The following is a 13,215-nucleotide window of genomic DNA, read 5'->3' on the forward strand; positions in this document are numbered from 1 at the left end:
CTAAATCCTCTCCAAAGGAAAGGTAAATAAATACAAACGCAAATCAGAACCCTCACCCTTTAGGGGAGGGCAGTGAGGGGCATATGGATCTTAAACTCAACAACAAAGTAGCTGTAATATTAGCAGCCAGTAAAGGATTAGGAAAGGCTGTAGCAATAGCTTTATCTGCCGAAGGCGCAAGGGTGATCATTGGCTCACGCGATGAAGAGGCGTTGAATAAAACAGCCGCCGAAATAAAAGCGCTTACCGGCAATGAGGTAATCCCTATCCCTGTTGATGTTTCCAAAGCCGACGAGATAGAAGCGTTTATTAATAAAGCCGCAAATGCTTTTGGGCGGATAGATATTTTGCTGAACAATGCTGGCGGCCCTCCGTTTGATAAATTCGAGAACTTTGACGACGAGCAATGGCAAAAAGCTTTTGACCTTAACCTGTTAAGCGTTGCGCGTTTCAGTCGCCTGGTATTGCCGCATATGCAAAAAACAGGCAGCGGGCGCATCATCAACATTGTGAGCGTTTCGGTAAAGGCGGTGTTGGGTGCTTCGGTGCTGTCAACCGCAATGCGGATGGGCGTAGTGGGGATGGCTAAACTGATGGCCGATGAATTTGGTCCGTACAATATCACCGTAAATAATGTGGCGCCCGGATTGATCCTGACCGACAGGATAAAACATACTTTACCCAAAGATGTGGACCCCGAGCAGGCTATAAAAGACCGGGCCAAAAGCATACCGCTTGGCCGTATCGGTAAGCCCGAAGAGTTGGCCGCGCTGGTGACCTTCCTGGCATCAGATCAGGCCGCTTACATCAGCGGTACTACTATACCCGTTGATGGTGGGGCCAGCAGGAGTATCTATTAATTCAGCGCCTGTTGGTTTTTAGAAGATTTGCCTTTTTTAAAAAGAGATATCAGGCCGCCTATGAACGCAACCGAGGTAAGGCCCATCACAAAACTGGCCCATTTATCAATGGTAGAATGATCGGCGCTTTGCAGGCTAATGATTAAAGCGGTGATAAATATAATTCCCGAAATAATGATATATGTTTTGGATTTCATCTGGTGCTTTTTTTAAGTATATAAAGATATAATTTTATGGCCGCCTAAAAAATACCGGATCAGGCACCTTTTTTTGTTTCCCGTAAGTAATCAATAACCAGGGTGATAATACTGATGATACCGGCTATGGTTAGGCCCAGCGCGGCACCCTGAACAAGGTCTTTCCAGCCCGAATGGAATAAAGCAGGGATAGCCATTGACGCCGAAAACAAGATCACGGCAATCAATAACATCAATACTGTACGCCTTACTTTATTTTTCATTCGTCCAAATTAAAAAAATCATTTATAATTTCCGTATTTTTGCAACCTCTAAAAATTGAGGTGAACTATATACATGTATAAGGAATATAAGCAGTTAAACCTATCGCAAACAGGCAAAGAGATACTGGAGTTTTGGAAGCAGAACAACATATTTGGCAAAAGTATCAGCAGTCGTCCGGCAAATAACCCCTACACGTTTTACGAAGGGCCGCCGAGCGCTAATGGTATGCCCGGTATTCACCACGTGATGGCGCGTTCCATAAAGGATATTTTTTGCCGTTATAAAACGTTAAAAGGTTTCCAGGTAAAGCGTAAAGGCGGTTGGGATACCCATGGCTTGCCTATTGAACTTGCCGTTGAAAAAGCTTTAGGGATAACCAAAGATGATATTGGTAAAAAGATAAGCGTTAAAGATTATAACGATGCTTGCCGCAAGGAAGTAATGCGCTATACCGACGTTTGGAACGACCTGACCGAAAAAATGGGTTACTGGGTTGATCTTGACGATCCCTATGTTACCTATGAAAACGAATATATTGAAAGCCTTTGGTGGATACTGAAGGAGTTTTATAAAAAAGATCTTTTATACAAAGGTTACACGGTACAGCCATACTCGCCAAAATCGGGTACCGGTTTGAGCTCACACGAGTTAAATCAGCCGGGTACCTACAAAATGGTAAAGGATACTTCGATAGTAGCCCAGTTCCATTTAAAGAACGATCAGCAGCATCCCCTGATTCCTGTTTTATTTGAGGATGTAAACGAGGATACCGCGATACTGGCCTGGACAACCACTCCATGGACACTGCCATCAAACTGCGCACTGGCCATTGGCGAAAATATTGATTACGTAAAGATCCGCACTTTTAACCCTTATATTTATGAACCGGTGAGCGTAGTGCTTGCCAAAGCATTGGTAGGCAAATACTTTAAAGCCGAAGGTGAAAAAGCTTCGTTTCAGGATTATAAAGGTGGTGATAAAATTATTCCCTGGGAAGTAAGAGCCGAGTTTAAAGGCGTTGAGCTGATTGGTTTGCGTTATCACCAGCTGATGCCTTACGTGAGCAATGAAAACCTGGAGAAAAATGCGTTCCGTGTGATCCCTGCCGACTTTGTGACTACCGAAGATGGTACAGGTATCGTGCACACCGCTTCTATATTTGGAGCGGATGACTTCAGGGCCTGTAAAGAACAAAACGTGCCATCGGTAATGGTATTGGATGAAACAGGGAAAGAAGTTCCACTGGTTAACAAACAGGGTCGTTTTGTTGATGAAGTAACCGATTTTGCCGGTCGCTACGTTAAAGAAGAATACTATAGTGATGCAGAACGTGCCGAGCCTGGTTTTAAGGCAACGGATGTACTCATCTCTATCAAACTGAAAGAAGACAATAAAGCGTTTGACGTTAAAAAATATGAGCACAGCTACCCGCACTCATGGCGTTCAGACGAACCGATATTATATTACCCGCTCGATAGCTGGTTTATCCGTACCACCGCGGTAAAGGATAAAATGGTGGAGCTCAACAAAACCATCAACTGGAAACCGGAGTCAACCGGTACAGGTCGTTTTGGTAACTGGCTGGAAAACCTGGTCGACTGGAACCTGTCGCGTTCACGTTACTGGGGTACACCGCTACCTATCTGGCGCGAGGAAAACGGCTCAGAAGAAAAATGTATCGGCTCCATAGCCGAGCTGAATGCCGAGATTGAAAAATCAATTGCGGCCGGTTTTATGCCTGCAGGTTTTAAACTGGAAGATATGCACCGCCCTTATGTGGATGATGTGATCCTGACCTCGGCTGCCGGTAACAAAATGTTCCGCGAGCCCGATCTGATCGACGTTTGGTTTGATTCGGGCGCTATGCCTTACGCGCAATGGCACTTCCCTTTTGAAAACAAAGAAGAATTTGCTGCTGCCTACCCTGCCGATTTTATTGCCGAAGGGGTTGACCAAACCCGTGGCTGGTTCTTTACCCTGCACGCTATAGCCGTAATGCTGAGCGAATGCAGCGATGAAGTAAAGGCGGTAAATGCCAAAGTGGGCAACAAGGGTATCTCCTTCAAAAATGTGGTTTCGAACGGTTTGGTGCTGGATAAAAACGGCAACAAAATGTCAAAACGTTTAGGAAATGCCGTTGATCCGTTCTCTACCATCGAACAATACGGTGCCGACGCTGCCCGCTGGTACATGATCAGCAATGCCGCCCCATGGGACAATCTTAAATTTAATGAAGAAGGTATTGACGAGGTGCGCCGTAAGTTTTTTGGTACGCTGTACAACTCTTACTCCTTCTTTGTGCTGTATGCCAATATCGATCAGTTTAGATACAGCGAGCCCGAAATAGCCTTGGCACAACGCCCGGAAATTGACCGTTGGGTAATATCGTTACTTAATACCTTGAGCCGCGAGGTTGATGGTTTTTATGCCGATTATGAGCCAACAAAAGCTGCCCGTGCCATACAGGAATTTGTGGATGCGCATTTTAGCAACTGGTATATCCGCTTAAGCCGCCGCCGTTTTTGGAAATCAGATAACTCCGACGATAAACTGTCGGCATATCAAACATTGTATACCTGCTTAATTACCATTAGCAAATTAATGGCGCCTGTAGCTCCGTTCTTTGCCGATAGTTTATATAAAGATCTGAACAAGGTTACCGGTAAAGAGGAATTTGAATCGGTACACCTGGCATATTTCCCAACCTACCATGATGAGTTGGTTGATGCGGATCTGGAAGAGCGTATGCAGCTGGCGCAGGATGTATCGTCATTGGTGTTGTCATTACGTAAAAAGATCGAAATCCCGGTGCGCAGACCGCTCAGCAAAATATTATTACCTATATTGGACAAGGGCTTTAAGCAGCATGTGGAGCAGGTAAAAGAATTGATCTTGTCTGAAACCAACATTAAGGATATTGAGTATATTACCGATACCGCAGGCATTATTAAAAAGAAAATAAAGCCAAACTTTAAGGCCTTAGGTCAAAAAGTAGGTAAGGATATGAAGGCTGTGGCAGAGGCTATAAATAATTTTTCACAGGATGATATAACCAGACTGGAAAGTGATGGTGGTGTTAATGTGCTTGATAACAAGTATTTAATACAGGTTGCTGATGTAGAAATTATTGCAGAAGATGTTCCCGGATGGCAAGTTGCAAATTTGGGAAAACTAACTGTGGCTTTAGATGTTACCATAACCAATGAATTAAAAGAGGAGGGGATTGCGAGAGAGTTGATAAACCGTATCCAGAACCTGCGTAAAACAAAAGGTTTTGAAGTAACTGATAAGATTAATGTGAGCATTAGCGAACATCCTTATATCAGCGAAGCGGTAAAAAATAATTTATCCTATATTTGCGCCGAAATTTTAGCCGAGAGCATAGTGCTTGACGCTCAGTTAAATGAAGGTGACAAGGTAGAGATTGACGGAAATGAAATTTTTATTGTTATTAGTAAAGTATAAATGAAAGTAGAAAACGAAAAAACCAGATATTCTGAATCGGACCTGCAAGAGTTTAAAACTCTTATTCTTGATAAACTGCGTATTGCCAAAGAAGAGTTAAACTCGCTGGCAACTTCGTTAAGCTCGCCAAATGCGAACGGAACTGATGATACTGCCGGTACTTATAAAACATTGGAAGATGGCTCGGCCACACTGGAAAAAGAACAAATTAACCAGTTAGCTGCCCGTCAGAAAAAATTTATTGACCAGTTAGAAGCTGCCCTGGTGCGTATTGAAAACAAAACTTACGGTATTTGCCGCGAAACCGGTAAACTGATACCCAAGGAGCGTTTGCGCGCCGTGCCGCACACCACCTTGACTATGGAAGCTAAATTAAAGCAATAAATGAAGGCTGCTTACACCAAACCTTTTCTAACTGCTATATTTATTATTCTGTTTGACCAGATCATTAAAACCTGGGTAAGGGCACATATGTTCATGGGCGAAGAGATCCATTTTTTGGGTAGTCATGGTATGTTGCACTATACCGAAAACAACGGTATGGCGTTTGGTATGGAATGGGGAGGTGATGCAGGTAAACTGGCATTAACGCTGTTTCGCATTTTTGCGGTATGTGGTATTGTTTATTGCCTTATTTATTTGATAAAGCATAAATACCACCGTGGCCTTATTATGAATGTGGCGCTTATTTTGGCCGGAGCCGTAGGTAATATTATCGACTCTACCTTTTACGGTATCATGTACAATTATGCCCCGCTATTTCATGGGCGTGTAGTTGATATGTTTTACTTCCCATTGTTCCGGGGCACCTTCCCGGCCTGGGTACCTGTTTGGGGTAATGAGGCGTTTGAGTTTTTCAGACCGGTATTTAACCTGGCCGATGCTTCTATTTGCGTAGGGGTTATTATGATCCTGCTATTTCAGAAACACTATTTTAAACACGAGGTGCCCGAAGTAAACAGCCCCAACAGTGAAATGGTGGAAGAATAAAGATTTAAATTTTACTAAACATATAAAAAGCCGCGTTTAGCGGCTTTTTTATTTTATGTTAATTTCAAAAAAGAGATGACGGGTGTCATGCTGAGCTCCGTCGAAGCATGGTGGGTAGGCCTCTGCGCTCGACCCTTCGACAAGCTCAGGGTGACAGGCCTTTTTTAACTTCGCTCCCGCGAGATTAGCGCAGCGTATCTCGCGGGAGCGAAGTTAAAGCTTTCAGCTTTAGTTCAGCTGAAAGCTGAGGCATGTACACCACGGGCTGAAAGCCCGCGGCAGCAAAAGATTTCTCCTCGTACCTCGTTCGAAATGACAACGAAGAGTATCTGTATCTCTACACCAACCTCATCCCCACCGGATCCCACTTAATAATCCTGTTTTCAAAGTAGCTGTCGTTACAAGCCAGGCAGGGTGCCGCAGCGCGGAAACCAAAAGCAGCATCCTCCACTACGGGTTTACCGGTACGCATCGAGTCAAAAAAATTGGCAAAATGTTCGTTGGAGTCGTTATAGCCTTCAGGCTCGTGATACACCACATCATCCATTTTGGTTGTCTGCTGGTCGGCGGCTGAATATTTTTTATTGTAATCCGCCACAATGGCTTTTTGCATAGCTTCGGGATAGGTTCCGAATGCGTCCCAGCCACCATAGCCAGGCGCTACCGACATTTTGCTTTTATGTATGGTAAAGCCGCCGCCATCGCTCATGTCAATAACTCCTTCAGAACCCACAATCTTGGTCGAGGCACGGTCACCTTCGCCACTCACAAAATTTACCCTGAGAGTGACCTGGAAAGCCGGATGTTCCGGTGATTCGGGATAGGATATCACCGCGCTCATCACATCGGGTACATTACGGCCATCTTTCCAGTAGGTTAACCCCCCTATCGAAAATATCTTATCGGGCCCTTTAGAGCCGGTTATAAAATGAATGCCCGATAGCAAGTGCACAAACAAGTCGCCGGCTACACCGGTGCCATATTCGCGGTAATTGCGCCATCTGAAGAAACGATTACTGTCATAAGCATGTTTTACCTTACTGTTGGCCTGGTACTGCTCCCAGCCCACCGTTTGCGGCGATGCATCCAGCGGAATGGTATATTGCCAGGCACCCAGTGCGCTTTGCCGGCTAAAAGAGGCCTCTACCGCGTTGATCTTGCCAATAGCGCCCGCCTGGTAAAGTTCCTTTGCTTTTTTAAAAGCTATGCCGCTCACCCGCTGACTGCCTACCTGGAAAACCGCTTTAGTTTCCTGCTGCGCTTTGATCTCATTCAGTCCCTCACTGATGTGGTGCACCATCGGTTTTTCGCTGTAAACGGCTTTGCCTTTGTGCATGGCTTCGATAGATATCGGGCTGTGCCAGTTATCGCTGGTTGCCACAATAACGGCATCAATATCTTTACGGTTTAAAATATCGTGATAATTATCGGTGGTGAAAATATTGGGTCCATATACCTCCTTAGTGCGTTGTAACCGGCCCTTGTACAAATCGCAGGCAGCTACCAGCTCCACACCTGGAACAGTTAGCGCGGCATGCGTATCATTAAAACCCATAATACCCATGCCTATGGTGGCTATCCTGATTTTATCATTAGGACTTACACGTTTTTCGGCCTGTAAAATTCTTTTTTCATGCTCTTCTTTAGCGGCCAGGCTGGTGAGCGAGGCCGAAGTGAGTAGAACCGAGGTGCCAAATTGTTTTAAAAACTTTCTTCTGTCAGTTGTCATAGGTATCTGGTTTTAGGTCAGGTAAATGAATAATTGGTTTGTACAATCAGTTATATACTACAGGCGCAGCTACGGATGTATTGATATGCAATTTAAAACAACAAAATTTACCCTGCAACTTTTTAATTTTATTTAAAAAGTTTAATTTGCATACCGTTTCCCAATTAAAACATATCCCTTCTGTATGAAAAAATTATCCTTATTGCTTTGCTGTTGCGTTGCGCACGCGCTATCGTTTGGTCAGGTTGCCCAAAGCGGCCTATCCATTATCCCCGAACCGGTAAAAACCACACGCACGGCGGGTCAGTTCCTGCTGCCTAAAAGCGTTATTGTGGAAGCCGGCAATCAGCCTGAATGGACGCCTGTAACCACCTACCTGAAAAAGAAACTGACTACAGCGCCGGGATCATCCGTGATCATCAAAAGCGCGGCCCCAACGGCTTCGATCAGGCTTGTGCTGAATAAAACTGCCGATGCTGCTATTGGTACCGAAGGATATACCTTATCGGTTAAAGCAAAAAAGATCGTGATCAAAGCCAATGCGCCTGCCGGTTTATTTTATGGTGTGCAAACGTTGATGCAATTACTACCCGCCGATATTGAAAGTAAACAGCTGGTGAAAAATGTGAAATGGACGGTGCCTTGCGTGGAAATTACCGATTATCCACGCTTTGCCTGGAGGGGATTGATGTTTGATGTGGCGCGTCACTTTTTTACAAAAGCAGAGGTGAAACAATATATAGATGCCATGGTAAAGTACAAACTGAACCTGCTGCACTTACACTTAACCGATGATGAAGGCTGGCGCGTGGAGATCAAGAGCCTGCCCAGGTTAACAACGGTTGGCGCTTATAATGTTAAAAAAGTAGGCCAGTTTGGTACGTTTACCCCACCAACACCTGATGAGCCACGTACCTACGGGGGCTTTTATACCCAGGATGATATCCGCGAACTGGTGCAATACGCCAAGGACCGTTTTGTAAATATATTACCGGAGATTGATGTACCGGGACATAGCCTTGCCGCTGTGGTGGCTTATCCGGAGCTGTCCTGTACACCGGGCGCCGATAAATATGTGGTTAACTCCGGCGAACCTTTTATGGATTGGAGCGGTCCGCATAACAGAGCCATTGTGGATAACACCCTTTGCCCGGCCAATGAAAATGTATACACTTTCCTGGATAAAGTGGTGACTGAAGTTGCCCAGCTGTTCCCCTTTGCCTATATACACATGGGCGGTGATGAGTGCGCCAAGAATTTCTGGGAGCAAAGCGATGCTATTAAAGCCCTGATGGCTAAAGAAGGACTGAAAACGCAACAGGAGGTGCAAAGCTATTTTGAGAAACGACTAGAAAAAATAGTAGAATCAAAGGGTAAAAAATTCATGGGCTGGGACGAGATCATTGAAGGAGGTCTTGGTCCGAATGCCGCGGTTATGAGTTGGAGAGGTATTAAAGGTGGTATTGAAGCCGCTAAACAAGGCCATGAGGTGGTGATGAGTCCAACGACGTTTGCTTACCTGGATTACATGCAAAGCGACCGGGTAAACGAAACAAAAATTTATGCCTCGCTGCGCCTGAGCAAATCGTACGAGTTTGAACCGGTTCCCGATAGTGTGGATGCCAAACTGGTTAAAGGTGGGCAGGGCAATTTATGGACAGAGCAGGTATATAACATCCGCCAGGCTGAATATATGACCTGGCCAAGAGGTATGGCCATTGCCGAGTCGGTATGGTCGCCAAAAGAGAAGAAAAGCTGGCCTTACTTTTTCGGAAAAGTGGAGAAACAGTTCGATCGTTTTAACGCGTCCGAAACCAAATACGCACCAAGTGCCTATGATCCCTCATTCAGTGCCATACGTAATGCCGATGGTACACTAAAGATAACCCTCACGAATGAGGTGGATGGTCTGGATACCTATTACAGCTTTGATAATTCGTTCCCGGATAATTTCTATCCAAAATATACCCAACCCATTGATGCACCCAAGGATGCCACAACGCTAAGGGTGATCACCTACAGAGGTAAAAAACCAATCGGCCGTATGGTAACCATGCCGATTTCGGAGTTGAACAGCAGGATTAAGTAAGATGATTAATAAAACAGAAAAGCCCGATAGGTTTACCTACCGGGCTTTTCTGTTTTTATATTCCCTTGTCATTCTGAACGTAGTGAAGAATCTTCTTCATCACATAGGTTGGTCTGCCCGGCTCTCGAAGAAGATCCTTCGTTCCTCAGGATGACAAACTTTCTATTTATAGTGTTACGTCAATCAGGGGTGTTTTTAATACCCCGTTTTACTTCAGCTCCGGGAAATTAGCATTATCAAAAATGCTTTTCTCGGCAGCCATTTTTTCTACATCCTGCCATTTGCGGGGGGCATCTATGGATAAAAGGGTACCGCCATTTTTACCTATCAGCACATCATCCTCAATACGCACACCAATGTTCCACCATTTTTTATCGCAAGGACTGCCGGCAGGGATATAAATGCCGGGTTCAACGGTAATGGTCATATTGGCCATCAGGTTGCCGGTATATGGGCCTTTATCATGCACGTCAAGCCCTAAATGATGTGAGCAACCGTGCGGGTAATATTTTCTAACTTCAGATGCGTCTTTGATGATCCCCAGTTTGATCAACCCTGTGGCAAGCACTTCGCTGGCTTTTTGCTCCAGGCTGGGATAGGGTACGCCTTCTTTGCATAGCTTAAATACTTCTTCCTGCGCGTCATACACCAATTGATAAATGGTGCGCTGCTCTTCCGTAAACTTTCCGTTGGCAGGCACGGTGCGGGTTACATCGGCTGAGTAACCGTGGTATTCGGCGCCAACATCCATTAATGTAAGCTGATTATCCAATTTGGTGGCGTTGTTTTCTTCATAATGTAAGATACAGGCGTTGGCGCCGGTGCCCACTATTGGTGGATATCCTTCATCCTCGGCGCTATATTTTTTGTGCACATACATAAAAATACCTTCCAGCTCCCTTTCAGACATACTGGGTTTTATGGCCCTCATGATCTCAGCATGGGCAAGACTGGAGATCTGTACTGATTTTTTTAACAGAACCAGTTCATCCGGTGTTTTTATAGCACGCAGCGTATTGGTAAAATCAGCATACCTTGATATGCCTCCAAAAGCTGTGCTGATCTTTGTTTTTACGTCCACAAGGGTTGCAGAATCGGGCTTATTGACCAGCTCCTGCATAATGGGATTATTTCTATAGGCTTCCCTGTCCAGTTTAGGTTTCAGATAAACTGTTACCAGGCGGTTTAGATTTCCGGGATTGGCATACTTACCTATCAGACTTAGGTCATCAAATAATTGTTTATCTACATAGGGTATGGAAACTTTAGTTTTGAAGGCGCCGATCAGGTTCTTTAACTCTCCAACCGAGCCATCTCCGGTAACATCCTCTGGTGGGTTATCATAAAAAACAGCGCTGAATTTTTTAAAATCTATCGGAAAATCCGGGAAAGCCTCACTGTTATATACGCGTTTAAAACCTAATTTGGCTTTTACTCCCTCAACGCCCAATCTTTTGCCAGTCCACTGTTCGCGTAGCGGATCACGGTGACGTACAAAGAATAATTCGTTATAGCTACTGTCGCCATCGGCCTGCATATCTTTAAATATCAGTAGCACCGCATTGGGTTCTTTATAGCCCGAGAAATAATAAAGATCAGGGTTGGCATGATAAACGTAATTGACGTCGTTGGAGAAAACCTGATCCGGATATGAAAATATCACGGTTACCGAATTGGCCGGCATCAGGTTACGCAAGGCTTGCCGTCGCCCGGCGTGGAACTCTTTGCTCAAATAATCGGTTGGTAAATTTTCGGTTTTACTGGTGGTTTGTGAAAAAACCTGGAGAGTGCCGAGGCACACGGTGCCTACGACAAAAAATACTTTTTGAATGAATTTCATAATTGATGTGGTAGGGACAATCGAATATACAAGAGATATAGCAAAAAGAAAAATAAGTAGCTTTAAATTAAAAAAGCCATCCGCAGGGATGGCTTTTTTAATTTAAAGTATTTGGGGAACGGTTTATCAGTTAGCCCGTTCGCCTTTTGTTTTTGATGCTATCTGCAGGGCTTTGTAAGCATTTACAATACCGCCGGTTTTGCTAAGGGAGGCAAAATCAACTTTAATGGTTTTGCTGCCTGGTCTGAATACCATAGTGCCTGTTAAAGGTGTAGCCGATTGCAGGATGATCTGCTTCAGCTGCCTGGCGCTTAGGGTTGGATAATACTCCAATAGTAAAGCCGCCACACCTGCGGTAATAGGTGATGAAAAACTGGTGCCGTCCTCAGTCATAAATTCGGCGTCGGTATCAACGGTAGTTACTTTTACACCGGGAGCAAATATGTCGACATTCTTTTTGCCATAGTTAGAAAAATCGCCGGCCAGGTGCTCGCCCAGTTTAGGACCTGATGCACCAACATTGATCACATTATCAGCATCGGTTGACGAACCATCTAAAAAAGTATCATTCGGGTAATCAGGAATAACATCTACATCCTGACTGTCGTTACCTGCAGCCTGCACCAACAATACATCTTTTGATGCTGCATATTTAAAAGCTTCATCAACCCACTCTTTATGTGGTGATATTTTTTTACCAAAGCTCATGTTAATAATGCGGGCGCCGTTATCAACCGCATAGTGTATAGCATTGGCAATGTCCTTATCATATTCATCACCATTGGGAACAGCCTTTATAGCCATAATGCGTACATTATCGGCAACGCCATTAATTCCATAGCCATTGTTGCGGATAGCGCCGATTAAACCGGCCACACCGGTGCCGTGTGAGGCATCGGAGAATTTAAGCAGATTGTTGCCATAGGGTTTATGATCCATGCTATCTACATTGTCGCCAACGATGCGTTTACGCGCTTCCAGATCAGGCGACAGATCATTGTTTAACTTGGCCAGGTACTCGCTCAGATCTTTGATAATAGCGGCGTTGGTTTTATTGCTGCCCTCCTGCGAGAAAATAGAGTCCCAAACATATTTGCTTTGCGTAAGGGTATCATTAGCCAGTTTAAGTTTTACCAGATCGGCTTGTTTAAAAGTGCCATTGGCTGGTAGACTAAGCCCTCTTTTGATATAGCCGCTGGTTACCATCAATGCATTCATGATGGGTTGCAGCTGCTCGGTCTCGGTACGCGACTTATTAACTGTGCTATCGTAAGTGGTTTTTACGCGTTTCCAGTAAGCATATTGCTTTTTATCAATACTAGTAGTATCGCTGAGGTTTTCAAATTTACCTTTCAGTTTATTGTATTCACGTACCTCTTCGGTGGTTTCATTAAAATCGGCTTTGCCATCGGGGCCGCCCAAAAAGTTCCAGCCGTGTATATCATCTACATAACCATTATGGTCATCGTCGATACCGTTGCCGGGAATTTCTTTGGTGTTGGTCCAAAGGATGCTTTTCAGGTCTTTTTGTAAAGTATCAATACCGCTATCAATGGTGGCTATTACCACAGGCTTGCTCTTTTTGCCCTGCAAAAAAATATAAGCGGGTTTAAGGCTGATGCCATAAAAACCGTTTTCTTTCAGATCAAGCAGCTGCCAGCCTTTTGGAGGCTCTGGCTCTGGTTTGGGAAGTACTTGTGCAGAAGTTGTTTGACTTAATGTTATTGCAGTTAATAAGGCCGTGCCGGTGATTAATAATTTGTGGTAATTGAACATGTACA

Annotated in this window: 10 protein-coding genes; 5 read left to right on the forward strand and 5 right to left on the reverse strand. The window is 44.5% G+C overall.

Annotated features, from left to right (window positions below):
- Window positions 1-83 precede the first annotated feature (83 nt).
- Entirely contained in the window at window positions 84-860 is a 777-nt protein-coding gene (locus G7092_RS21995; protein WP_166092586.1) for an SDR family oxidoreductase, read from the forward strand.
- Here the strand turns inward: G7092_RS21995 and G7092_RS22000 are convergent.
- Window positions 857-1,057, reverse strand: coding sequence for a hypothetical protein (locus G7092_RS22000; RefSeq protein ID WP_166092589.1), 201 nt, complete (start codon window positions 1,055-1,057; stop codon window positions 857-859). The two genes, G7092_RS21995 and G7092_RS22000, sit on opposite strands and share 4 nt — an antisense overlap.
- A 59-nt stretch (window positions 1,058-1,116) precedes the next feature.
- Window positions 1,117-1,320, reverse strand: coding sequence for a hypothetical protein (locus G7092_RS22005; RefSeq protein WP_166092591.1), 204 nt, complete (start codon window positions 1,318-1,320; stop codon window positions 1,117-1,119).
- Between the two features lie 73 nt (window positions 1,321-1,393).
- On the opposite strand from G7092_RS22005, the gene ileS reads away from it, so the two are divergent.
- Genes ileS through G7092_RS22020 form a run of 3 tightly spaced genes read left to right on the forward strand, consistent with a single transcriptional unit; the run spans window position 1,394 to window position 5,776 of the window.
- Window positions 1,394-4,786, forward strand: coding sequence for an isoleucine--tRNA ligase (gene ileS, locus G7092_RS22010; RefSeq protein ID WP_166092594.1), 3,393 nt, complete (start codon window positions 1,394-1,396; stop codon window positions 4,784-4,786).
- On the forward strand, window positions 4,787-5,170 hold the full coding sequence (locus G7092_RS22015) for a TraR/DksA family transcriptional regulator (RefSeq protein ID WP_166092596.1): 384 nt from the start codon (window positions 4,787-4,789) through the stop codon (window positions 5,168-5,170).
- On the forward strand, window positions 5,171-5,776 hold the full coding sequence (locus tag G7092_RS22020; protein WP_166092598.1) for a lipoprotein signal peptidase: 606 nt from the start codon (window positions 5,171-5,173) through the stop codon (window positions 5,774-5,776).
- 337 nt (window positions 5,777-6,113) lie between these two features.
- Here G7092_RS22020 and G7092_RS22025 read toward each other — a convergent pair whose 3' ends face one another.
- Complete coding sequence (locus G7092_RS22025; RefSeq protein WP_166092601.1) at window positions 6,114-7,505, reverse strand: Gfo/Idh/MocA family protein; 1,392 nt, start codon at window positions 7,503-7,505, stop codon at window positions 6,114-6,116.
- Between the two features lie 184 nt (window positions 7,506-7,689).
- Here G7092_RS22025 and G7092_RS22030 point away from each other — a divergent pair, with 184 nt between their 5' ends.
- Window positions 7,690-9,594 (forward strand): beta-N-acetylhexosaminidase, encoded by a 1,905-nt coding sequence (locus tag G7092_RS22030; protein WP_166092604.1) that lies wholly within the window; start codon window positions 7,690-7,692, stop codon window positions 9,592-9,594.
- A gap of 208 nt (window positions 9,595-9,802) precedes the next feature.
- Here the strand turns inward: G7092_RS22030 and G7092_RS30545 are convergent, their stop codons facing one another.
- Entirely contained in the window at window positions 9,803-11,434 is a 1,632-nt protein-coding gene (locus tag G7092_RS30545; RefSeq protein WP_202985378.1) for an aminopeptidase P family protein, read from the reverse strand.
- A 126-nt stretch (window positions 11,435-11,560) separates the two neighbouring features.
- A complete protein-coding gene (locus tag G7092_RS22045) occupies window positions 11,561-13,210 on the reverse strand; it encodes a S8 family serine peptidase (protein ID WP_166092607.1) in 1,650 nt (549 codons plus the stop codon).
- Window positions 13,211-13,215: the final 5 nt, after the last annotated feature.

It is taken from the genome of Mucilaginibacter inviolabilis (assembly GCF_011089895.1).
Classification (GTDB): domain Bacteria; phylum Bacteroidota; class Bacteroidia; order Sphingobacteriales; family Sphingobacteriaceae; genus Mucilaginibacter; species Mucilaginibacter inviolabilis.